The sequence below is a fragment of the uncultured Bacteroides sp. genome (assembly GCF_902491285.1).
GTDB lineage: Bacteria > Bacteroidota > Bacteroidia > Bacteroidales > Bacteroidaceae > Bacteroides.
Map to the genome: position 1 here is coordinate 1 of NZ_CABUHK010000082.1, position 23,534 is coordinate 23,534.

Genomic DNA, 23,534 nt, shown 5'->3' on the forward strand with positions numbered 1-23,534 from the left:
CTTTCTACAAACGGTGATACTCACCTTGGTGGTGACGACTTCGACCAGGTAATCATCAACTGGCTGGTAGAGGAATTTAAGAATGACGAAGGTGCCGACCTGACTCAGGATCCGATGGCTTTGCAACGTCTGAAAGAAGCTGCTGAAAAGGCTAAGATTGAACTTTCTTCTTCTACAAGTACAGAAATCAACTTGCCGTATATCATGCCGGTAAACGGTGTGCCCAAGCACTTGGTGAAGACTTTGACTCGTGCTAAATTCGAATCTCTGGCTCACAATTTGATTCAGGCTTGTCTTGAACCATGTAAGAAAGCTATGAGCGATGCTGGTTTGAACAACGCTGATATTGACGAAGTGATTCTTGTTGGTGGTTCTTCACGTATCCCTGCTGTACAGAAGTTGGTAGAAGATTTCTTCGGTAAGGCTCCTTCTAAGGGTGTGAATCCGGATGAGGTAGTAGCTATCGGTGCTGCTGTACAGGGTGCTGTTTTGACAGACGAAATCAAGGGTGTAGTATTGTTGGATGTTACTCCGCTGTCAATGGGTATCGAAACACTGGGTGGCGTAATGACTAAGTTGATTGATGCTAACACTACAATTCCGGCTCGTAAGAGTGAAACATTCTCTACTGCTGCCGACAATCAGACGGAAGTTACTATCCATGTATTGCAGGGTGAACGTCCGATGGCTGCACAGAATAAATCAATCGGTCAGTTCAACTTGACAGGTATTGCTCCGGCTCGTCGTGGTGTTCCTCAGATTGAGGTTACCTTCGATATTGACGCTAACGGTATCTTGAAGGTATCTGCAAAAGATAAGGCTACCGGTAAGGAACAAGCCATCCGTATCGAGGCTTCCAGCGGTTTGAGCAAGGAAGAAATCGAAAAGATGAAGGCTGAAGCTGAAGCTAATGCTGAAGCAGATAAGAAAGAACGTGAAAAAATCGATAAGCTGAACCAGGCTGACAGCGTAATCTTCCAGACTGAAAATCAGTTGAAGGAATTAGGTGACAAGTTGCCTGCTGACAAGAAAGCTCCGATTGAAGCTGCTCTGCAGAAACTGAAAGACGCTCACAAGGCTCAGGATTTGGCTGCTATTGATGCTGCTATGGCAGAAGTAAATACTGCTTTCCAAGCTGCAAGTGCTGAAATGTATGCACAAAGCGGTGCTCAAGGTGGTGCACAGGCTGGTCCTGATATGAATGGTGGTGCTGGTCAGCAAGATAACAGCAAGCATGGTGATAACGTTCAGGATGCTGACTTTGAGGAGGTGAAATGATTCCGATAAGGAAACAGATAATAAACAATAAGCAAAAGCGTGCAACTCATTGAGCTGCACGCTTTTTACGTTTACATTTATTTGCGATTTTTTTTAACCTGCACTCACTCCATTATCGTTTACTTTGTAGAACAAGCCCCGTTTAATTACGAAAAAAGACTTTCATGTATTTCATGCATTTTGAATTACAAGGAAAGAACCAAATCAGCTAGCAGGACAGCTGTTTCCGGTTCGTTTTTCGGTGCCTCTTTTGGTTTCCATGCTACAACGAATCGAACAGAGGCGGATTTCACGTTATAACCTTTTTCTTGCCATTCTGATAATGTGGTTTGCATATTTTGTGACAACTTTGCTACCGGTTTATTGGTCAAGGCGTTATATAAAATAAAATTATTGTAATTTAAAGAATCTCCCCCTTTTAATGCTAATACCTCATGCTTAAGTTCTTTGAAAAATCCCAGATTGACATCTTTGTGAGAGAGTTGCAGAACTATTTCTTCAGGCATTGCATACTCTTTTTGACTGATATTATATTGGTCTACACTTAAGTGATTAAAGCAATCGCCATTTGTATGCACAAACAGTCGATTTTTTGCGCGCGTCATTCCCACATAGTACCGACGCATCAAATGGGCATCTTTCAAATAATTGTCAGAAATGAGCATATATACGTCGTCAAATTCTCTGCCCTTAGCTTTATGAATAGTCGATACCACAACATCTGTACCTGAAACATCACAGAAATCTTCCACTGATGACTCAAATACAAACTCTTTGAAATCACTAAAATATTTAGCTTTGTTGGTCTGTTCAAACAGTTGCACACAACGTTTTATGTATGTCAGGCTTTGACTTCTATCATAAGTGGAAAAGGTTGCATGTTTGGCATCTTCCCATAAATCTTCCGGAATTAGGGGTGTCTTCATTCGTTTGTCTATATACCTCAAGAAATACCTCATCTCAGCCATGTTCCAAAAAAGGAAACCATCCATAGATTGTATTAACTTGCTGTTTATGCCATGTTTTCGTAAGAGAGCTACAAGGATTACAGCTTCTTCGTTTGTCTGGGTGAGTACACATGAAGTGCTGCCGTCCTTCCGATAGTGAATTAATTCCTCAACGAGCGGTTGATACATATACTTTGATTGATGGCGTGTCACCCCAACCCAACCATCTTCTTTTCTCATTGAGATAATTGGCGTACTTTTCATCCTTTTACTGATACTCCGTACAAACTCATTGGCGAAATTAACCGGATGGTGTGTACTGCGATAATTTTCAGTCATCTCAATGAACTTGCTTCCGGATTCCTGTGTCAGTTGGTACATATATTGAGAATCAGACCCACGGAAATTATAGATGTTTTGGTCATCATCACCTACTGCTATCACACGCATCTCCTCATTTTTAGTCATAAGAGCCTTTACAAGTGCATGTTCTTCAACCCCCATATCTTGAGCCTCGTCTATGACCAGTACTGTTTTGCCGATTTTGTTAGGCTCCACTTCTCCTTGGTCGATCATTTCGGCTGCCTTTGAAACAACATTCTTGGCGGCCTCAAGATTACCTATCCGCCCCAAAAGGTCAAAGCAATAGGAGTGAAATGTCTTTATCTCGACAAAGTGGGCGGCATTGCCTATCAGTTCCATGAGTCTTTGTTTGAATTCCGTAGCGGCTGCTCTTGAAAACGTTAACATCAGAAGTTGCTCGTGTTTTACATCTTCGAGTAGTAGAAGAGATGCAAGTTTATGTACCAGTACTCGTGTTTTTCCGCTGCCGGGACCTGCTGCGACAACGATGCAACGTGAATCCTTGTCGGAAATAATCTCCATTTGGCATTTGGACAACTGACCAAATAATTGTTTGTATTTCTGTGGTGTCAAGTTACGCTGTATTTCACTGGCTCTTTCTTCTTTGAAGTATTTTGTGATGAACTTCTTATAGTCCATTTGAAAATAATCTTGGACATATTGTAAAGCTGCATTATAATCCTTTACCATCAAATTGGCATATTCGCCCACGATATGAACTTGCTGGATTTTCTGCTTGTAGAATTCATTAAGCATCCGGTAGTCATCCTGCTTATATCTCGATTTGTTGTCTTTTATTCTTTGTATATTCATTGCGTTATAAAGAACCAAAAAACCGCCTTCGAGTTTGAGTGCTCCGATTTTCGACAGATATAGAAGTGCTTCTTCCACCTCTTCCAATTGTAGATTGTCAAATCTGTTAAAAAGGGATTGAGGGCTTGATTTTATTTGATTTAGAAGTTCTACCACAGAAAATTGAACAGCTTTGTTTTCTGAAGTTCCCTTTTCCGTATCAGTTGCTAGCCTGTATAGCCATTCCACAGTAAAACGGCTTATTTCCAATCGTCTTTCAAAACGCTTGATAGTTGATTCCGAATCTGCCTGACGGCTGATTTCCATATTGTGGCCCGCATCCTCTTTCTTGCGAATATATCCTTTGACGGTGAGGAAGTAGAGTAGTGTCCGGATATCTTTTTCATTGGAGGCATTGACTCCATCGTTTACAGCATTGTCATTTAGTTGCTTGCATGATATCCGCAAAGATTCGTCAGGTATGTGGCTGAGGATATATTGCTCAAGTTTCGCAAAACGTTCGAGGAGTGTCCGCGATTTTCGTTCCGAGTCACCGACATCCAGCAGATAGGCAGATATGTCTTTACTGTCTGCCAATATGCCTTCCTGCCTCATTCGCTCTACGGCAGATATGACTTCACGCTTACTTATTCCTAATATATCTGCCAGATAATCAATTCGTGACTCAGCTTCTGAATTTTGAGCTTTAGTAATATGCTTCTGCGAAATCAGTGATTTGATGATTCGGACAGCCTTCTCTATTTCATCGTTGCCAAATAACAGTGACGCTGATATGCGTTCTCTTGCTTCATCCATGTTTTTTACTGTGATACCTGTAGCATATACATGAGGTACATTGTTTCCTCTTACCAGATATCCACTTTGTTCCAGAGCAGCCAAAGCCGTCCGCACACGTGTTTCAATATCGGACACCGAATCGTCCCAGCCTGCTTGCCGGGCAATTTCCAATGCAGAACAACTGACTTTCATGCGTTGCCTGGTAAGGTCTTTTATCGCTTTCCATACCTGTTGGATTTCGCTGATGCTTAGCTTTGTCTGGTTCAACAATATAAAATGCTTGTCCAGGTCATTGTCACTATAAAGGACATAGCAACGTGCATTGAGGTTAGGATCACGACCTGCTCTGCCTGCTTCCTGAACATAATTTTCCAGTGAGTCGGAAATGTCGTAATGTACCACAAGACCGACATCTTTCTTGTCGACTCCCATGCCGAAAGCTGACGTTGCCACGATGATGCGTACCTGGTCATTCATGAATGCATCTTGGTTCACAATCTTTTCATCAGCTTCCATCTTGCCATTGAAAGGTAATGCCTTATAACCGTCACGGGTCAATTTGGCTGCCAGTTCTTTTGTACGTTTAGTGCGTGATACGTAAACAATTGTCGGGCAATCGGATTCAGCCACGAGGCCTCTCAGCTTTAAGTATTTATCATTGTCATTTTCGGCATGTACGACAGAATAATGCAGATTTGTTCTTGAAGCCGTTGATGCAAACAACTCCAAGTCTAAATTCAATGTCTGTTTGAAATAGTCACAAATATCTTGCACTACTTTCTGTTTTGCCGTAGCAGTGAAGCAAGATACAGGTATCGGGTTCTTGCATCTTTTCTTTTGTTGGTATTCCCGGATGAATTTACCTATGTAAAGATAATCAACCCTGAAATCTTGTCCCCATGAAGAAAAGCAGTGTGCTTCGTCTATCACAAATCTCACGATATGGCGTGCCGTCAAAATTTTCTCGATGGTTTTTGAGCGGAGCATTTCAGGAGATATATATAAAAGTGAGGCTTCTCCGTCTTGTACTCTTTGTATTGACAGCGCTCTTGTGATTGGGTCTAACAGGCCATTGATGGTTACGGCATCAGTAATACCTCTATCAGCAAGATTGTCTACCTGATCTTTCATTAGTGATTGCAATGGAGAAATGACAACTGTAAGTCCATGCACGGAACGGCCTGCCATAAGTGCAGGTAATTGGAAAGTAAGCGATTTTCCACCACCGGTAGGGAATATTGCCAATAATGACTTGCCTTTTACCGCTGCTTGGGCGGCTTGTTCTTGAAGCGGTTCACCTTCATAGGTACGGAAGTGCTCATATCCGAAGAAAGCTTTTAAGTTATGGAGTACGTCCAGTCGGGTATTGCAGTAAACGCAGCTTTCGTTACAACTGGTATGACGCAGAAGTTTCACAACAAATTCCACTTCCGGATAATTGTGCAGTACCCATCCGGGAGTAATGGAGCGATGGTCGGTAGTATCTATTAGAGCCAGTGCATATGCCAATTCGCATGGATGCTGTTTGATTAGCGTATTAAGATCAGCATGTTGGCAGATTTTTCCCACATAAAGATTCCTTATGAGTTCGGGTATCCCTTCATTGACAGATTTTGCCCCCACCATACTGAGAAATCCTTCAAACTCTTTTTGGTCTTTTAGCAATGATGCAAATAGCTTGCGCTTTTCGTCCGGCAACGAATGCCAGCGTGCTATTTCGTCAAGTAGCAAGTCTTTTGCTTTTTCGCAGTCGTTCACCGGGTTGTTCATCTGCTCACTTATCAGTTTGTCATCTTTCACAAGCCTATGGTAAGGGCGTTCTGGAAACAGTAGAGGCGAAATATAAAGTGTATCGACTAAAATCCAGCGGTATGTTTTGTCAGGGAACAGATATTTGGCATCATGATGAATGATATTGTGCCCGCAGATGTAGTCTGTGTCGCTGAGAAATTCAAACAGTTCCTCTTTTGAAGTTTTATGATATGTTGCGCCGTCATGGCGGAGTGCTCCGATATCATGAATTTTACGATCTTTCAACCCAATCTCAACATCTACTATGGCATAGCGTGAGGCATCATATGGTACAGATGTATTTTTATTACTGATGACATTATTAGTGTCCTCAGTTTTCCTGATTCCTATGAGTCGGCTCCATATTGACATACGTTCAATATAATAAGTTGTTTTATAATTTGGATTTATTATGTATCTGCATGGTTTTCTTGTTGTTGTTCGGGTATGACAACCCGATATCATTTACAAAGGTAAATGATAAAACTGAAGAAACCGTTAAAAATTACCGTTTTCTTTTGATATTTATATGTTTATATCAAGTTTTTCTATAATTATTTTTCGAGTAGTCTTTTATAGAAACAAAGAAACAATAAAATAAATTCCCGCTGCTAAAAGCCCGCTGACCGGAATCGTGAGAATCCACGCAATCATCAAATTTTTTGTTACTCCCCAACGGACAGCGGAGAGACGCTTTGTTGCACCTACTCCAATGATTGCTCCCGTAATGGTATGTGTGGTACTGACAGGGATTTTCAGCATTTCTGTGATGTAGAGAGTAAAAGCCCCTGCTGTTTCGGCAATCACTCCTTCCAATGGAGTGACTTTGGTGATTTTTGTCCCCATCGTTTTTACTATCTTCCAGCCACCGGACATTGTTCCGAATGAGATGGCGGTAAAACAGGAGAAGGCAACCCAGTCAGGAAGGTCATTGATACTGTTTATGCCCATGCCCAGCCCCATTGAATGGGCGGCTATCATGGCAGCGGCAATGATACCCATTACTTTCTGAGAGTCGTTCAGACCATGTCCTACACTGAAAAGGGCAGAGGATACAAGTTGTAATTTCTTGAACCATTGCTCGGCTGTATGAGGATGTGCGCGTCGGCAGATATAAAGAACGAATAATGTGAATCCGAATGCTATGACCATGCCGATAAAGGGAGCTAGAAAAATGAAAGCTGCAATTTTCAAGATAATATTAAGCTGGATAGCTTCAAACCCGTTTGCCATGATGGCGGCTCCCGCAAATCCACCAATAAGGGTATGCGAAGAGGAAGAGGGGATGCCTTTCCACCAGGTAATTAAGCTCCAGGTGATAGCAGCGATAACTCCTGCTAGTATAATCGGTAAAGTAATATACTGTTCTACTACAGTCTTTGATACTGTATTTGCAATACCAAAGCCACCTATTATGTATTTGGCGATGAAAAATGCGACGAAATTGAAGAATGCTGCCCATAGAACAGCTTGAAAGGGAGTAAGTACTCTGGTGGATACGATAGTAGCAATTGAATTCGCAGCATCGTGAAAGCCGTTGATATAGTCGAATATCAGAGCCAGAATAATAATAGTCACTAATAATTCCATGTGTTCCGGCTTGTTTTTATGCGTATTTTACAATCAGGTTTTTTAAAATTTTGCCTACATGTTCTGCTGCGTCAATAGTCTTTTCTAGTTCATGCATGATTTCTTTAATTTTGATAAGTTCGATGCAATCTTTTTCTTCCTCGAAGAGCTTGGTGATGAAGAACTCATAGACATCATCCGCTTGATTTTCGATCTCATGCAGTTTGGAACAATATTCCCGAAGTAGAGTTGGTTTTTTGCGGAAAGTTTCAAGTTCATCCATAGCTTTGCATATATATGCGGCTTCTTCCTGAATCAGTCGGCTCAATTCTTTGCCGCTGTCGGAAATGGGACGGGGATTATAGATAGAGATTCGTTTGGCACAACTGTTTATTCCGTCGATAACATCATCCATGCAGGAAGCCAAGTCGTGGATATCCTCACGGTCGAAAGGAGTGATGAATGTAGTTCCTAATTCGTCAAAAATCAGATGTGTCAGCCTGTCTCCTTCCCGTTCGAGGTCTTTTATCTTTTTGTAATAGTCCGAGCGTTCTGTCGGTTGGTCATGTTGCAGACTTTCTACTAAAACAGCAGATGAGGCAGAAAGTACTTCTGACAATTGTTTCAGTAATGGGAAAAACTTCGGTTCCTTTGGAGTGAATCGGCTAAAAAAAGAATTTTTCATAAGTGTAAAAACTTTAAATTGTTTTTTCTACTATATATCTATTAGTAACAAATGAATACAGATTATAGTTTGGTCTGATTAAGATTTCAGTTTGGCGCGTAGTACCTCAATTATAGCAGGTAGTATGGATATAAAGATAATAGCCACAATCAGCAGTTTCAGATTTTCCTGTACAAACGGAAGGTCACCGAACAAATACCCTGCATAGCAAAATATAGACACCCAAATAGCGCCGCCAATTAGATTATATACCATGAAATAGTAATAATTCATTTTTCCCATTCCCGCTACGAAAGGTGCAAATGTACGTACTATGGGGATAAAGCGTGCCAGGATAATGGTTTTGCCACCGTATTTTTTGTAAAACTCATGTGTTTTTTCCAGATGACTTTGCTTGAATATCTTGGATTCTGGATTATTGAACAGCTTTCGACCGAAGAAATGCCCGATCATATAATTACATGAATCGCCTAATACGGCAGCGGCAAATAATATGATGACAAGTATATGTATGTTGATAGGCATATCCGGTAACGCAGAGATAGCTCCTGTAACGAAGAGTAAAGAGTCTCCCGGCAGAAAAGGAGTGACCACTAATCCCGTTTCACAAAAGATTATAATGAATAAGATAGCATAAGCCCATGCGTGATAATCACGCACAATCATGACCATATATTGGTCGATATGGAGTATAAAATCCAGTAAAAAGTCCATTTTATATACTTTGGTTGTTATTAAAAGGAAAACTGAAAACAAAAAGTAAGACATAGAAAAGAGAGTCTCTATGTCGGAAAAGTATATAAAATCGCTAAATGAGTATGTGCCCTAATGTATAGATGTGATATCTATCAGAATATTTGATAAAATTAGTGTAATATGAGAAACCTGTCCATTGATTCTTGGGAAGTTGAATCTTTAAAGAACTTAATATCCGGATAGTGCCGGAAGGGATATTGGACCTGAGTAACTTGGAAGGAGAAAAATGGCGGAAAGAGAATGGATTTAAGACACCGTCACTGTCATTATAGTCTTGTTTTCCTGTATTTTCTTTTGCTTTGATGAGTTTTTTCTCTTTTCCGAGTTGTTTTATACTAGCCTTGGCTTTGGAATAATATGAATTGGTGCAAGTTCGTATGCTGGTGCTACCGGTTTCTAACCGATATGCTTCCTGTTCTTCGTCGGAAATCAGATGGAATCCCCAACTAAGAAACATACCTAATAATATACAGAATATGTACTTCATCATAACGGTTGCAAATGTAGAAACTATTTTTATATGAAATACATATTCACAAGCATAATTAACAATTATATCTGCGGCTATCGAGAGCTAATTTGCCGGGAATTTACTATTAATTCCCGGATATTGTATTGGAATCCGATTTCTTTTTTTGTAAAAACCGTAGGGTATTTCCTGTCTGAGCGCTCTTATTAGTAGAAACGCAATTTATTTACCTTTTAAAAAGCATCAGTATGAAGAATGTAGAAAAACACCTGATTGGATGGCTGACGATTTGCTTATTACTTTGCAGCTTTCCTGTGTGGGCGCAAGGAGATGCCGGAGATTATCTCACGATTGTGGGCATGGTGAAGGATAAGCAAAATAAAAAAGCTCTGGAGAATGTGAATGTATCTGTACACGGAAGTAATATCGGTACAGTGACGAATGCAGAAGGAGAGTTTGCTTTGAAACTCAAAAAGGCGGATGCACCGAGTGAACTGGAAATTTCTCATATCGGCTATGCCAATAGCCATATCTCTATTGAGAAAGAAGTTCCTGCAAAATTGACAGTATGGATGACACCTCATGCCAACTTACTGAATGAAGTCGTAGTGTATGCCAACGACCCGCGTATGATTGTGGAGAAAGCTATCAGTAAGATTCCGCAGAATTACAGTGACAAACGTGATATGCTTACAGGATTTTACCGGGAAACGGTGCAGAAAGGTCGGCGATATATTGGTATATCGGAAGCAGTGATTGACGTATCCAAGACTGCATATACCAATCGGAATATCAATTATGATAAAGTGCGGGTGATGAAAGGTCGTCGTCTGCTTAGTCAGAAAGCGAGTGATACGCTGGCTGTTAAAGTGATAGGTGGTCCTAATTTGAGTGTGACGCTGGACGTGGTGAAAAACAGCGACGCATTGCTCGATTTTGCAGAATTGAACAATTATGAATTTTGGATGGCGGAGTCTGTCCTTATAGACAATCGTATGCAATACGTAATAAATTTCCGTCCGAAAGTGATTCTTATGTATGCTTTATTGTATGGCAAACTGTATATCGACCGTGAACGGCTGTCATTCACCCGTGTCGAAATGAGCCTGGATATGCAGAATAAGTCGAAGGCAACCACAGCCATTCTTTATAAGAAACCTCTCGGTTTAAGATTTAAGCCGCAGGAACTCTCTTATTTGATTACCTATAAAAACGTAGACGGAAGAACTTACCTGAACTATATCCGTAACACGATTCGTTTTAAATGCGATTGGAAACGAAAACTCTTTTCCACAAGTTATGCAATAACTTCGGAAATGGTCGTGACCGACAGGAAAGAAGGGTCATTAGAAACTATACCCAACAAGGAAGCCTTCAGCCTGAACCAAATATTCTATGATAAAGTGGACGAATATTGGCATGAAGGTTTTTGGGGGAATTATAATATAATAGAACCTACGGAATCTTTGGAACACGCCGTGGATAAACTGAAAAAGCAATCAGATTAGAATAAAATAGGGATAGTTTTCTTATATTTGAGGTCAATCATAATGGAGAAGCGCATATGCTGAATGAACTGCTCATATTAAAAAAGATAAAGGAAAGCGACATAAAAGCGTTCGAAGACCTCTTCCGCTGTTATTATTTCCCTCTTTGCTGTTATGCGGCAGGCATTACTGGACAAATGGAAGTGGCGGAAGAAATAGTCGAAGAACTCTTTTATGTACTTTGGAAAGAAAGAGAACATTTGCAGATTTTCCAGTCCGTCAAAAGCTATCTTTATAGAGCGACACGCAACCAGTCCCTTCAATATTGCGAACATGAAGAAGTGCGAAACCGCCATCGTGAGTCAGTGTTAGCTACATCTGCTTCGGAACAGCCAACCGACCCTCATCAGCAAATGGAGTATGAGGAATTACAGAAATTCATAAATAATACCCTTGATAAACTGCCTGTCCGCAGGCGGCAGATTTTTGAAATGCATCGTATGGAAGGGCGGAAATATTCGGAGATAGCAGCCCGGCTTTCCCTTTCGGTCAAAACAGTGGAAGCTGAAATGACAAAGGCCCTACGGACGTTGCGAAAAGAAGTTGAAACTTATATTCACATGGAGTGATGAAAACAGATATTTATAAAATAAAGACAGATAAGGCGTGGAACCGGCTATATAACCGGTTGGATAATGACCGTTTACTTGCGAAAGTTGACCAAGGTCACCATACACGTACATTATCACCGTGGAAACGGTATGGGACAGTTGCCGCAGTATTGATTGGCATTGTTTGTGGAACAGCGATGTATTGGGCATTAAGTTTCAAAGAACCTGTACCGAATCTGCTTACGCAGGAAAACCTGAGTGCCTTTACGTTGGCAACTACCCTTGAAGACGGTTCTGTTGTACTTTTGGCTGAAGAAACATCGTTATTGTACCCGGAACATTTTATTGCCGACAAACGGGAAGTAAGCCTGGAAGGAAACGCTTTCTTTGATATAGCTAAAAAGCAGGGACAACCTTTCTTGATAAATACGGAACAAGCTAAAATCGAAGTTTTGGGAACGGCTTTTAGTGTGCAAAGTAATGAAAACACTCCGTTCCGTCTGTCCGTGCAGAGAGGAACCGTAAGGGTTTCCCTTAAAAAAGGGAATCAGGAATGTTATGTAAAAGCCGGAGAAACGGTTACCGTACAATCTCAAAAACTGGTAGTACAGTCTGCTGATAAAGAATCAGAAGACTGGAACCGTTTCTTCAAGCATATACGTTTTAAGGATGAAACTTTGGCTAATATTTTAAAGGTGATGAATCTGAGTTCGGATAGTTTGCGGATTCTAGTTGATTCACCCGCATTGGAAGAACGCAGGCTGACTGTAGAGTTCTCCGACGAATCCCCTGAAGTGATTGCTAACTTGATTGCCAATGCACTCAATTTGAAATGTATCCGACAGGATAATGCCTATTACTTGTCGGAATAAAACTCTTTAAAACCAGAAAAAATGAAACCGGCTTATCACTATCTCCTTGTCCTGCTACTGCTCTTTTTCGTAATTGATACGATGAGGGCGGATGGGGGAGATGCGCTGAATCAGATAGTCCGGTTACCCAAAACGAAAGCAACGGTATATTCCCTTCTGAGTGATATTTCTCAACAATCGGGATATATGTTTATTTATGATAGCAAGCTCATAGACAACGATGCCGTAGTGAAAATAAAAGAAGGAAAGCGTACCGTTCGTCAGGCTGTCTATGATATAATAGGAGACATCAGTCTGGAATTTAAAGTCCTGGGCACTCATATCCTGATAACTTCCCCTTCTGAGAAAAACAGCCAAATACCACAAGATTCTCTTCCGGTTCAGCAGACCGTGAATTTAATAATTGTCGGCACTTTGCTGGATAAGGAAACGGGAATACCCATACCTTCTGCTACCGTCGGAGTCCGGGGAACATCCGTAGGCAGCATAACCAATCAAAACGGGGAGTTCAAACTGTCTCTGCCGGACTCTTTGGAGCAAGCTCCAATCGTTTTTTCGCATATAGGCTATATCTCTCAGGATATAGAACTTTCGGTGTTGCTGGGTAGGCACAATATACTTGCTCTCGAACCGAAAGTAGTCCCTTTACAGGAGGTCGTAATCCGTAGAAGTGAGCCTAAGAAACTGTTGCGGGAGATGATCGAACGGCGGGAACGGAATTACTCTCATGCCCCCATCTATCTGACAACCTTTTACCGCGAAGGAGTTCAACTGAAAAATAAGTTTCAGAATCTTTCCGAAGCCGTATTCAAAGTTTATAAGACATTCTCTTCTTCTTTTGTGCCAGACCAGGTGAAGCTGTTGAAAATGAGCCGCCTCAGCAATGTCGAAGTGAAGGATAGCCTGCTCGTGAAGATAAAATCCGGGATTCAGGCTTGCCTGCAGATGGATTTGATTAAAGATATGCCCGCATTTATGACTCCTAATGTAGAAAATAACACCTACGCCTATACTTCGGAAGGAATGGCATTTCTAGATAACCGCTTTGTTAATATTGTGCATTTCGAGCAAAGAAAAGGAATAACCGAACCTCTTTTCTGCGGTGAGCTGTATCTTGATTCTGAAACGTGCGCTCTATTGCAGGCTCGTTTGGAAGTCCATCCGAAATATGTAAAAGATGCATCCGGCATGTTTGTAGAAAGAAGTACGCGTAATATCCGGATAATTCCGCAAAAAGTGGTATATACCATTTCTTATAAGCCCTGGCAGGGAACTTATTATATCTATCACATTCGTGGCGACCTTCATTTTAAGGTTAAACGGAGACGTATGCTCTTTAGTAGCCAAGACCTGCATATTTGGTTCGAGATGATTACTTGTAAAGTGGATACCGAACAAGTGACGGCATTTCCCCGCATGGACAGGTTGCCCACCCGTACCATCTTTTCTGATACGAACTTCAAATATGACGAAGATTTTTGGAAGGAATTCAATGTCATTCCGTTGGAGGCGGAAATCAGCAAACTGATAGAAAAAGTCTCTTTAAAGATAGAAGAAATAGGTGATTGATTTGTTTTGCCATTCGATGAGATTGCTGTAACTTTGCGTCCGGTTTAAAAGATTGTATGTTATGGAATTACCAAAAGACCCGATGATGCTGTTCAGCGTCATCAATATGAAGTTGCGTGATTGTTATTCTTCACTTGACGAACTTTGTGAAGATATGGACGTAAATAAGGATGAATTAGTGAATCAGTTGAAAGCTGCCGGTTTTGAATATAGTGCGGAGCATAATAAGTTCTGGTAATAATCTTCCTGTTTACTGTTTATAGATAAAACGTTTGAAGCGCTTCCGTAGCCTCTGTAAAGGCTTGGACAGCGCTTTTTCCATCCAATCTCGCAACCTTTCTTTTCTCCTTCCCCCTGTTAATAAAAGCAAAATACGAATTCCCGTATTTAACTTCCACATTCTTCTGCGTTCTAACTAATAAAGCTCAGAAAAAGAATTGATGATAAACGAGAATAAAATTCGTGAAGCTTGTTCCTCGAATCGCGAACGGGGATTCAAGATGCTGATGGACTCTTTCCAAGTGCCGATATATAATTATATCCGTAGATTGGTTGTATCTCACGAAGATGCAGAAGATGTACTTCAGGAAGTTTTTATCCGGGTATTCCGGCATATCGACCAGTTTCGCGAAGAAAGTTCACTGTCAACCTGGATTTACCGGATTGCGACGAATGAAAGTTTACGCCTGTTGAACAGCCGTAAGGACGAAGGAGTCGTTTCTGCGGAAGATGTACAGGAAGAGTTGATGGGCAAACTGAAAGCTTCCGATTACATTGATTATGAAAACGAACTGGCAGTGAAGTTTCAGGAAGCCATTCTAAGTTTGCCGGAAAAGCAACGGCTTGTATTCAACTTGCGTTACTACGATGAACTTGAATATGACGAGATTGCACGTGTATTGGATAGTAAAGTGGATACGCTTAAAGTGAATTACCACTATGCGAAAGAAAAGATAAAGGAATATATATTAAACAGATAGAACGATGAAAAAGGATTTTGATTTTGACGATATTGCTAAACGGACACCTTATACTACCCCCGATGGATTCTTCGAGGATATGCAGCGCAAGGTAATGGAACGTGCGGGAGTGAAACAACAGCGGAAATTTCACATGAAGCTGGTTATTTCTACAGCAGTTGCCATAGCAGCCATGTTGACAGGGCTTTTATTCGTTCCGTCTTTCTATCGGACGGATGATATCAAACCGTCCCCGTCGAATGTACTGGCTGTTGAAAGAAGCAACAGTACCGACCCGGTAGACAAATGGATTAAAGAATTGTCGGATGAGGAGTTGGAAGAGCTCGTCAGCTTCTCTGAAAACGATATATTTTTGAATTAACTAACTCAATCAATTATTAAAACGTGAAGATTATGAAGATGAAATTTATTTATGTAGTTTTGGCAGCCCTTTTGGTAGGTAGCCAGATGAGTCTTTCCGCTCAAAATAAGGACAATAAAGAAAAGAAACAACGTCCTACACAGGAACAAATGGTACAGATGCAAACCAATCAGATGGTTAAGACACTGATGTTGGATGATGCAACGGCCGCTAAGTTTACTCCGGTTTATGAGAAATATCTGAAAGAATTGCGCGAATGTCGCATGGTGAACCGCAAGCCGAGAGCTGAAAAGCCGCAGGGTACGGAAACGACTGCTAAAAAAGAAGGGCAAAGACCCTCTATGACTGATGCTGAAATAGCAACAATGCTGAAAAATCAGTTTGCACAAAGCCGTAAGATGCTTGATATCCGTGAAAAGTATTACAATGAATTCAGCAAGATACTGTCTCAGAAGCAGATAATGAAAATTTATCAGCAGGAGAAAAGCAATGCGAATAAGTTCAAAAAAGAGTTTGACCGCAGAAAAGGACAGAAGTCCGGACAAGGACACCATCATCAAGGACAGAAACCGCGTGCTCCGCGTCAAGGCTAAGAACAGGGATTAGGTTATTTTATTAGAGTTTTATTTTACTAAATCAACACAATTTGAACATAGGCAGTCATAAGTATTCTTTTCAGTATCGTTTGATTAGTTGTTATGTCTTCTTACTGATTAGTTTGGCTGTTTATGCACAGTCCGGTGGAGAGCGTTTTGCCGGACGTGTTGTTGACTCGGAAACCTATGAGCCGGTACCGTTTGCTACGGTCCGGCTTTTGGCTTTACCGGACAGTGCAATGTTGGCGGGCGGGGCAACCGATGCACTGGGAAAATTCCAGTTAGCCGCCACTGCTCCTAAGAATAAGGCTTTGCTACTTCATATCTCTTTTATCGGATACACTCCGGTTTATCGCGCTGTCTCACCTGCGGCAACCAGCAATAAGAATACCTTAGGAGATATTCCTTTAAGCTCAGAAACAATCGCTTTGGATGAAACAGTTGTGGTAGGTCAGGCGCCTATGGCTGTGACCGAAGGAGATACAACCGTTTTTAATGCGTCTGCTTATCGCACTCCCGAAGGTTCGATGCTGGAAGATTTAGTGAAACAACTTCCCGGCGGAGAGATAGATGCGGATGGAAAATTGCTGATTCATGGAAAAGAAGTGAAGAAGATACTGGTGGACGGAAAAGAATTCTTTTCCGACGACCCGAAAGCGGCGCTCAAGAATCTTCCTGTAGAAATGATAGAGAAGCTGAAAGCATACGAACGTCAATCTGACTTGGCGCGTCTTACAGGTATTGACGACGGGGAAGAAGAAATGATTCTCGACCTGTCCGTAAAGAAGAATATGAAGCGCGGTTGGATGGAGAACTTTATGGGCGGATATGGAAGTAAAGACCGTTACGAACTAGCCAATACCTTGAACCGTTTTCGGGACAACTCCCAACTGACAATTATCGGAAACCTGAACAATACGAATAATCAAGGCTTTTCCGAGATGCAGAGAGAATCCGCCAGTTCCAGCGGTAATCTGCGTACGCAAAAAGGACTGACCACTTCCCGTTCTCTGGGAGTGAATGCCACTTATGACTGGCAGCGGGTCAAGTTCCGGTCGAACATTCAATATGTAGGAACCGATCGTCTGGAAGATAGCCGTACAACGGTTGATAATTTCCTTCGTCAGGACAAGTCCATCACTCAGAGTACCGGGCGCAACCGACTGAAAAATGACAATCTGATAGCGAATGCTTTTCTGGAATGGAAAATGGACTCCGTAACTACATTGATTTTCCGTCCCCAGTATCGTACGGCAGTCAACGACAGAAGTAATGAAGGATTCCAGCAAGGGTGGGGGAATGATGTCCTGCTCAATGAAAAAGAATCATCTGGAACAAACCATAACTCTTCCTATAATATGACAATGATGCTGCAACTCAGCCGTAAACTCAGCCGGATGGGGAGAAATGTTGCATTGAAAGTAGATTATGGCACCAATGCTTCTTCAATGGACAGAAAGAATCTTTCTACTACACACTATTTTAAGAATAACACGGAAAAAGTTCAGAACCAAAAGATAGAAGACGAAGTGGACGGCTACAACTACCGCTTGCAATTGGTCTATGTAGAGCCGCTGCCCTGGTTGCACTTTCTACAATTCCGTTATAGCTATCAATACCGTGTGAACAACTCCGATCATTTTGTCTACAACTGGGATAAGGAACTGGAAGAATTTACTCCCGACTATGACGAAGAAGCAAGCAACCAATTTGAGAATCAGTACAGCAACCATCTGTTTAACCTTGCCATCCGTACTTCCCGAAAAAAGTACAATTATAATATCGGTGCCGACTTCGAACCTCAAAAATCCGTAAGCCATTCCATCTTGAAGAATGACCCGGAAAACCAGTTGAAAAGAACCGTCTTTAATTTCTCGCCTACTGTCAATTTCCGTTATAAGTTCTCCAAACGTACCCGTTTGCAGATTGTATATCGAGGGAAGAGCCGTCAGCCTAATATACGTGACCTTCAACCGGTAACCGACCGTACCAACCCATTAAATATCCGTGTGGGCAATCCTTCTTTGAAGCCTTCTTATACCAACACGTTTACGCTGAATTTCAATTCCTATAATATGAAACATCAACGGAATATGGTCGTTACCGCACTAGTGGAAAATACCATCAACAGTGTGACCAATCAAGTGACCTATGACAGCGAAACCGGTGTGCGAACCACTACTCCGCTCAATCTGAACGGTAACTGGCGGGCTTTGGGCTCTTTTTCTCTTAATACTCCTTTCAAAAACCGTAGCTGGATATTCCGCACCTATTCATATCTGCAATATAGAAACCAGAACGGATACAGCACCATCAACAAGGAAGCCCCTGTAAAAAGTACAGTGAAACATCTTACAGCCCGTCAACGCCTGCAATTGACATACCGCACGAAACAAATGGAAATCAGTGCCCGTGCAGAATTGCTTTACAACAATTCCCATAACAATGTGACAGAGACACGGACGGAAACTTACGATTACCGCTTTGGTACGGAAATGCAATATTACTTCCCATGGGGGATAGAACTATTCAGCGATCTCACTTATTTTCAACGTTCCGGCTATGGATACAGTGGCTATGCCCGTGAGAATTTTATGTGGAACTGCCAGTTGTCGAAAGCCTTCCTGAAACGGAAACAATTGCTGCTCCGTTTCAAGATATATGATATTCTTCATCAGGATGTCTCAATGATACGTACGATTACTGCCACTGCCATTCGTGATACTGATTACAACGCGCTGGGTTCCTATTTCATGGTACACGCTATTCTTCGTCTGAATATGATGGGGCGCTGATTAAAAATTAAAATTCCGTTTGTCTGAAACCACAGCAGGGTTTTGATTGTTGTTGTCGTACGTAAAAACAATGAAAACCTTGCCGAATGTTTGATTATGTCAATAAATTGAAGGATAAGGGCCGTTGGCGAATCTTTAAACTGAAGTTGATTGATGCGCGGCTTTACTTTGTCAGTATCTTCGTGGGACTGCTGACAGGGCTTATTGCCGTGCCCTACCATTATTTATTACAGTTTTTCTTCAATCTTCGTCATGATTTCTTTGATGCCCACTTGAAGTGGTATTGGTACATTCCTCTTTTCCTGTTGATGTGGGGGATTCTTATCTTCGTCTCCTGGATGGTAAAGAAAATGCCTCTCATTACGGGTGGAGGGATTCCACAAACGCGTGGAGTCATTAACGGACGGGTTGATTATAAACATCCTTTTCTTGAATTGATTGCCAAGTTTGTAGGTGGAATACTTGCATTAAGTACCGGATTATCTTTGGGGCGTGAAGGGCCTTCCGTACAGATAGGCTCGTATGTGGGATATTTGGTATCCAAATGGGGGCGAGTGCTTAGCGGCGAACGGAAACAATTATTGGCCGCCGGTGCCGGTGCGGGGTTAGCGGCTGCTTTTGCTGCGCCGTTGGCTTCTTCACTGTTGGTTATCGAATCCATCGAACGCTTCGATGCGCCTAAAACAGCTATTACTACGCTTTTGGCAGGGGTGGTCGCCGGTGGGGTAGCCAGTTGGATTTTTCCTATGAATCCTTATTTTCATATAGATGCCATCGTGCCGGGTATGACTTTCTGGGGGCAGGTGAAACTGTTTCTTCTATTGGCTGCCGTAGTTTCCATTTTCGGAAAGTTCTTTTCTATCACTACCCTTCAAGTCAAGCGTATTTATCCTGCTATTAAACATCCGGAATATGTGAAGATGCTCTATCTTCTTTTTATAGCCTTTCTTATCTCTATGGCAGAATTCAATCTGACCGGTGGGGGAGAGCAATTCCTGCTTTCGCAAGCCATACATCCGGATACACATATTCTCTGGATTGTCGGTATGATGCTATTGCACTTGGTCTTTAGCATATTCTCTTTTTCTTCGGGTTTGCCGGGCGGAAATTTTATACCTACATTGGTGACGGGAGGATTACTCGGACAAATCGTAGCATTGATTATGGTACAACAGGGGCTTATCGCTCACGAGAATATCACTTATATCATGTTGATTTGTATGTCCGCCTTTCTTGTTGCAGTAGTCCGTACTCCATTAACGGCTATCGTGCTGATAACCGAGATAACGGGACATTTAGAAGTTTTCTATCCTTCTATCGTAGTGGGAGGATTAACTTATTACTTCACGGAAATGCTTCAAATAAAACCTCTCAATGTGACTTTATACGAGGACATGATTCATTCGCCCGCATTCAAGGAGGAAGCGCGCTACACATTATCGGTTGAAGTCATGAGCGGCTCTTATTTGGACGGAAAGATTGTAGATGAACTTCGTCTGCCGGAGCGTTGCATGATTATTAATGTTCACCGTGACCGGAAAGACTGGACTCCTAAAGGACAGAAACTAATGCCCGGCGACCAGGTGCAGATAGAAATGGATTCGCAAGATATAGAAAAACTGTATGAGCCTTTGGTCAGTATGGCGAATATTTATTAAGTATCTGGTATATATAAAAATAGCCGGAAATATACTTCCGGCTATTTTTATATATGAATGTGGCTGGCTATTTTTTGTACCAATCCTTATTTGTGTTATTATTCTTTGCCCAGCCTATGAATTTCGGATAAAGTTCACTAATGGAAATTCCTTCATTTTCTTTTGTCAGAAGCTTATCCACATCACTCAGGTTGGCACCTTGCAAGAAAAATGCAAACGGATAGATTTTATCTTTATCGGATACGTAGTAAATGCCTTTAGCCGGATCCGAACGATCATCTCCTGTATTGAAATATGTCATATCAGCTTTGGTTGTTGGCGCCTGCATCGGAATATGTATTTCTAAGCGGGTTCCATTGTTGCTAGGACGGAAAATAAAAGCATCTAATGAGGTTTCAGACGTTTTCTGACCTTTCTTATATTCAATAGTTACCTTGTACTGCGTTTTCGAGTTTTCTTTTACTTTTTCCGTCAGTATGACAACATTGTTTTCGTGTACGAAGTTGGTTATCTTAAACTTTGTGTCATTACTTGTCTTGGCAGAGTCTGTCATATTCTGATAGTTACCTAAGTCTTTTAAGCTAAATGCCAGACCGTTGTTCAACATTGCCTGCCAATCGGATGTGTGAGGTTCTAAAGTGAATGATTCCTTTAGAATTTCATTATAAATATTGAATGTTTTTTCATAGGTATAAAGTACAACTACATCATTCATGTCGTAATCATAGGCTTTAGGCCAATAATCTTCGAATGAATACACACCTGTCTTTTTGATGGTGGTATTTGATTCCGGATCTACAGTCGGAACATTCGTTATTTTCGGATTTGCTTTTAGAGCAAACAGAACATCAGTGAAATTCTGGTCGTCTTTGTAATCCTCAAAAGTTATGGCAATGTTGCCTTTACTATCTTTGAACATAGCAGTGCGAACTTTTCCAATACCTTCTGTTGAACAAGCATAATAAGGAAAGTCGGATTTGAAAGCTGAGAAGTACCTGTCCCAAGCATTTGTAGCGAGGACAAAGCCGATTTTATAACCTTTCGGGAAATACTCTGTTCCTTCCGGATAATCTTTATCGAAGTATTTCAACTGCACGGATTCTCCTTCGCTAATACCTCTTGGGTATGAATACACTCCGTATCCGTTATTCCAACTGGTTTGAGTATTGGGGAATATTGTATATATAGTTACATCATTTAAATTAGTTGGAACGTTGTCAGCTCTATAGTAATAGTATCCCAATGAGCTATTCCAACAAGTCCATCCGGACAATGCGGTTAATGCTACAGCAGTTTGGTCTTTTTCAATATATAAATCAGCTCCTGTACGGTATGCTTGCGGACAGACAAAACTAGTAGAATTTTTCAAAACACTATTTATGGTAGTCTTGAGCTCTTTCATCTCTGATTTGCTTAATTTTAAGTCACCATTATATAGGTAGCCTATTTTCCCTGTTTCTGTGTCAAAAGCCCCCAGGACATTATTCCATCCTAATGATGTAAATCGGTTGGCATTATATTGGGTGTTTTTTTTGCCCTGTGGCTCTGAGGCCCTTGTTCTGGTTTGTTCGTCAGTTTCGGAAAACTTCAATATTCCATTCTCCACTTTACCTTCTATTACAGGTTTTGTTGCAAATGGCGATGTGGAGACAATATACACTTCTGATACATAGGCAGGAAGAGACATTTTACCGTTGTACTTGCCTTCTTCATCTGTCCAAGCGCCATCCAGCGGCTCGATGTTTTCGTCAATGGTTATAGTGTTGGATTCAGCTTCCTGTGGTTTTATCGGATTCTTGTCATATATATAAAAAGGTACGTGCGAATCGGCGTTCGAATAGTCTGCTTCTACTTGTACTACTTGCTTTGTAGAGAAATCTGATAGATTTGTTTCTTTTTCCGGAGCTTCCTGGTATAAGTCTTTATCACTGTCTACACAACCGCTTATACCCACTGCGATGACCATTGTGCATGCTAACCAAAACTTTTTCATATATATTGTTTTTTGTTTATGCGATTATTAAAATGTTTGTTTTGCAATAAAAATACCCGTAAGTACTTTGAAGTCCAAAGGTTTACGGGTACAAAAATACATATAATATTCAATATTATAACATAAAGTTGAGGATTTTTTCGCAAATGTGTTGCATAACTTGTATTTCCCGGTCTTTTACTCGATGCTTCTTAGCCAGGCAATCTCTTCCGCCCACTTGCTTTCATCCGGAGTTTCGAGTATTATCGGCATATTGTTAAATCTTGGATCTTTCATTAATCTTTCAAAAAAGGCTCTTCCAATCAGTCCCTCACCAATACTGTCATGGCGGTCGACATGGCTTCCCAGTGCTTTCTTTGAATCATTCAGGTGTATGCCACGTAGATAATTGAATCCCACTTCCTTATCGAACTCGTCGAATACCTTATCATAATCGTTCACTATATCGTAACCTGCTGTATATGTATGGCAAGTATCAAGGCAGATGCCCACCCGGCTTTTGTCATCCACCCGGTCAATAATATATTTTAGTTGCCAGAATTCACTTCCCAGATTACTACCTTGCCCGGCAGTGTTCTCAATAACGGCTGTGACTCCTTTAGTCTTTTCCAAAGCGATATTGATACTTTCTGCGATAAGTGCCAGGCAATCTTCTATCGATATTTTATTGAGGGAGCTGCCGGGATGAAAATTTAAAAGTTTCAAGCCGAGTTGTTCGCAACGTTGCATCTCGTCCAGAAAGGCGGCGCGGCTTTTTGCCAATCCTTCTTCCTCCGGGTGTCCCAAATTAATAAGGTAACTGTCGTGAGGTAGGATATACTCCGGCTGAAAACCGAACTTCTCACAATTCTCTTTGAAAAGACTGATATTTTTTTCTGTCAACGGTTTGCTTACCCATTGGCGCTGGTTCTTTGTGAATAGTGCAAAAGCGTTTGCTCCTATTTCGTGCGCATTGACGGGGGCGGATTCTACACCGCCGGATGCGCTTACGTGTGCTCCGATATATTTCATCTGTTGTTCTTTTTTTGATTCTTAGTCTGCAAATATAACATATTTATATGAACTAATGTTTGAATGAGTCATTGAAGTAGGATATTTAAAAGGTTCTTCGTCAAATTTGGTGGTAATCTCTTTTTTATTTCGATGGTTTTCCTCTTCTTCTTC

At 41.3% G+C, this 23,534-nt stretch carries 18 protein-coding genes; 11 read left to right on the plus strand and 7 right to left on the minus strand.

All coding sequences use genetic code 11. The annotated features are described in order from the left end of the window. Nucleotides 1–1,278: Hsp70 family protein (locus tag RDN93_RS17805; RefSeq protein ID WP_308746734.1), on the plus strand; the 1,278-nt coding region annotated here is incomplete at its 5' end. Nucleotides 1,279–1,463: 185 nt separating this feature from the next. Here the strand turns inward: RDN93_RS17805 and RDN93_RS17810 are convergent. The 5 genes from RDN93_RS17810 to RDN93_RS17830 all read right to left on the minus strand — a co-directional run bounded on the left by RDN93_RS17810 (nucleotide 1,464) and on the right by RDN93_RS17830 (nucleotide 9,469). After that, nucleotides 1,464–6,341: a RecQ family ATP-dependent DNA helicase gene (locus RDN93_RS17810; protein WP_308746735.1), complete on the minus strand. Its 4,878-nt coding sequence runs from the start codon at nucleotides 6,339–6,341 to the stop codon at nucleotides 1,464–1,466. A 201-nt stretch (nucleotides 6,342–6,542) separates the two neighbouring features. Then, the gene (locus RDN93_RS17815; protein ID WP_308746736.1) at nucleotides 6,543–7,559 is read right to left on the minus strand and encodes an inorganic phosphate transporter; all 1,017 of its coding nucleotides are present in this window, start codon (nucleotides 7,557–7,559) and stop codon (nucleotides 6,543–6,545) included. Between the two features lie 16 nt (nucleotides 7,560–7,575). Further along, nucleotides 7,576–8,223 (minus strand): DUF47 family protein, encoded by a 648-nt coding sequence (locus RDN93_RS17820; RefSeq protein WP_308746737.1) that lies wholly within the window; start codon nucleotides 8,221–8,223, stop codon nucleotides 7,576–7,578. A 78-nt stretch (nucleotides 8,224–8,301) separates the two neighbouring features. Beyond that, nucleotides 8,302–8,937: a DedA family protein gene (locus RDN93_RS17825; RefSeq protein WP_308746738.1), complete on the minus strand. Its 636-nt coding sequence runs from the start codon at nucleotides 8,935–8,937 to the stop codon at nucleotides 8,302–8,304. A 94-nt stretch (nucleotides 8,938–9,031) separates the two neighbouring features. After that, the gene (locus RDN93_RS17830; RefSeq protein ID WP_308746739.1) at nucleotides 9,032–9,469 is read right to left on the minus strand and encodes a hypothetical protein; all 438 of its coding nucleotides are present in this window, start codon (nucleotides 9,467–9,469) and stop codon (nucleotides 9,032–9,034) included. Nucleotides 9,470–9,696: 227 nt separating this feature from the next. Between RDN93_RS17830 and RDN93_RS17835 the strand changes: the two genes are divergently transcribed. The 10 genes from RDN93_RS17835 to RDN93_RS17880 all read left to right on the plus strand — a co-directional run bounded on the left by RDN93_RS17835 (nucleotide 9,697) and on the right by RDN93_RS17880 (nucleotide 20,377). After that, the gene (locus RDN93_RS17835) at nucleotides 9,697–10,956 is read left to right on the plus strand and encodes a carboxypeptidase-like regulatory domain-containing protein (RefSeq protein WP_308746740.1); all 1,260 of its coding nucleotides are present in this window, start codon (nucleotides 9,697–9,699) and stop codon (nucleotides 10,954–10,956) included. Nucleotides 10,957–11,012: 56 nt separating this feature from the next. Further along, nucleotides 11,013–11,564 (plus strand): RNA polymerase sigma-70 factor, encoded by a 552-nt coding sequence (locus RDN93_RS17840; RefSeq protein ID WP_308746741.1) that lies wholly within the window; start codon nucleotides 11,013–11,015, stop codon nucleotides 11,562–11,564. Beyond that, the gene (locus RDN93_RS17845; protein WP_308746742.1) at nucleotides 11,564–12,418 is read left to right on the plus strand and encodes a FecR domain-containing protein; all 855 of its coding nucleotides are present in this window, start codon (nucleotides 11,564–11,566) and stop codon (nucleotides 12,416–12,418) included. The genes RDN93_RS17840 and RDN93_RS17845 overlap by 1 nt, the downstream gene beginning before the upstream one ends. 21 nt (nucleotides 12,419–12,439) lie before the next feature. After that, nucleotides 12,440–13,987, plus strand: coding sequence for a carboxypeptidase-like regulatory domain-containing protein (locus RDN93_RS17850; protein ID WP_308746743.1), 1,548 nt, complete (start codon nucleotides 12,440–12,442; stop codon nucleotides 13,985–13,987). Between the two features lie 61 nt (nucleotides 13,988–14,048). Next, nucleotides 14,049–14,225: a DUF4250 domain-containing protein gene (locus tag RDN93_RS17855; RefSeq protein WP_024988655.1), complete on the plus strand. Its 177-nt coding sequence runs from the start codon at nucleotides 14,049–14,051 to the stop codon at nucleotides 14,223–14,225. Between the two features lie 202 nt (nucleotides 14,226–14,427). Continuing rightward, complete coding sequence (locus RDN93_RS17860; protein ID WP_308746744.1) at nucleotides 14,428–14,967, plus strand: RNA polymerase sigma factor; 540 nt, start codon at nucleotides 14,428–14,430, stop codon at nucleotides 14,965–14,967. A 4-nt stretch (nucleotides 14,968–14,971) separates the two neighbouring features. After that, the gene (locus RDN93_RS17865; RefSeq protein ID WP_308746745.1) at nucleotides 14,972–15,328 is read left to right on the plus strand and encodes a hypothetical protein; all 357 of its coding nucleotides are present in this window, start codon (nucleotides 14,972–14,974) and stop codon (nucleotides 15,326–15,328) included. 32 nt (nucleotides 15,329–15,360) lie between these two features. Then, a complete protein-coding gene (locus RDN93_RS17870) occupies nucleotides 15,361–15,921 on the plus strand; it encodes a hypothetical protein (RefSeq protein WP_308746746.1) in 561 nt (186 codons plus the stop codon). Between the two features lie 53 nt (nucleotides 15,922–15,974). Beyond that, entirely contained in the window at nucleotides 15,975–18,719 is a 2,745-nt protein-coding gene (locus tag RDN93_RS17875) for a TonB-dependent receptor (protein WP_308746747.1), read from the plus strand. A gap of 86 nt (nucleotides 18,720–18,805) precedes the next feature. Then, a complete protein-coding gene (locus tag RDN93_RS17880; protein WP_308746748.1) occupies nucleotides 18,806–20,377 on the plus strand; it encodes a ClC family H(+)/Cl(-) exchange transporter in 1,572 nt (523 codons plus the stop codon). A gap of 67 nt (nucleotides 20,378–20,444) precedes the next feature. Here the strand turns inward: RDN93_RS17880 and RDN93_RS17885 are convergent, their stop codons facing one another. After that, nucleotides 20,445–22,370, minus strand: coding sequence for an LruC domain-containing protein (locus RDN93_RS17885; protein ID WP_308746749.1), 1,926 nt, complete (start codon nucleotides 22,368–22,370; stop codon nucleotides 20,445–20,447). 177 nt (nucleotides 22,371–22,547) lie between these two features. After that, entirely contained in the window at nucleotides 22,548–23,381 is an 834-nt protein-coding gene (gene nfo / locus RDN93_RS17890; protein WP_308746750.1) for a deoxyribonuclease IV, read from the minus strand. Nucleotides 23,382–23,534: the final 153 nt, after the last annotated feature.

Excerpts from the sequence above, each read along its gene's own strand:
- RDN93_RS17885 (WP_308746749.1), bottom strand. The coding sequence starts at position 22,370 with ATGAAAAAGTTTTGGTTAGCATGCACAATGGTCATCGCAGTGGGTATA.
- RDN93_RS17845 (WP_308746742.1), top strand. The coding sequence starts at position 11,564 with ATGAAAACAGATATTTATAAAATAAAGACAGATAAGGCGTGGAACCGG.
- nfo (WP_308746750.1), bottom strand. The coding sequence starts at position 23,381 with ATGAAATATATCGGAGCACACGTAAGCGCATCCGGCGGTGTAGAATCC.
- RDN93_RS17835 (WP_308746740.1), top strand. The coding sequence starts at position 9,697 with ATGAAGAATGTAGAAAAACACCTGATTGGATGGCTGACGATTTGCTTA.
- RDN93_RS17850 (WP_308746743.1), top strand. The coding sequence starts at position 12,440 with ATGAAACCGGCTTATCACTATCTCCTTGTCCTGCTACTGCTCTTTTTC.
- RDN93_RS17820 (WP_308746737.1), bottom strand. The coding sequence starts at position 8,223 with ATGAAAAATTCTTTTTTTAGCCGATTCACTCCAAAGGAACCGAAGTTT.
- RDN93_RS17870 (WP_308746746.1), top strand. The coding sequence starts at position 15,361 with ATGAAGATGAAATTTATTTATGTAGTTTTGGCAGCCCTTTTGGTAGGT.
- RDN93_RS17865 (WP_308746745.1), top strand. The coding sequence starts at position 14,972 with ATGAAAAAGGATTTTGATTTTGACGATATTGCTAAACGGACACCTTAT.
- RDN93_RS17840 (WP_308746741.1), top strand. The coding sequence starts at position 11,013 with ATGCTGAATGAACTGCTCATATTAAAAAAGATAAAGGAAAGCGACATA.
- RDN93_RS17880 (WP_308746748.1), top strand. The coding sequence starts at position 18,806 with ATGTTTGATTATGTCAATAAATTGAAGGATAAGGGCCGTTGGCGAATC.
- RDN93_RS17860 (WP_308746744.1), top strand. The coding sequence starts at position 14,428 with ATGATAAACGAGAATAAAATTCGTGAAGCTTGTTCCTCGAATCGCGAA.
- RDN93_RS17855 (WP_024988655.1), top strand. The coding sequence starts at position 14,049 with ATGGAATTACCAAAAGACCCGATGATGCTGTTCAGCGTCATCAATATG.
- RDN93_RS17810 (WP_308746735.1), bottom strand. The coding sequence starts at position 6,341 with ATGTCAATATGGAGCCGACTCATAGGAATCAGGAAAACTGAGGACACT.
- RDN93_RS17825 (WP_308746738.1), bottom strand. The coding sequence starts at position 8,937 with ATGGACTTTTTACTGGATTTTATACTCCATATCGACCAATATATGGTC.
- RDN93_RS17830 (WP_308746739.1), bottom strand. The coding sequence starts at position 9,469 with ATGATGAAGTACATATTCTGTATATTATTAGGTATGTTTCTTAGTTGG.
- RDN93_RS17815 (WP_308746736.1), bottom strand. The coding sequence starts at position 7,559 with ATGGAATTATTAGTGACTATTATTATTCTGGCTCTGATATTCGACTAT.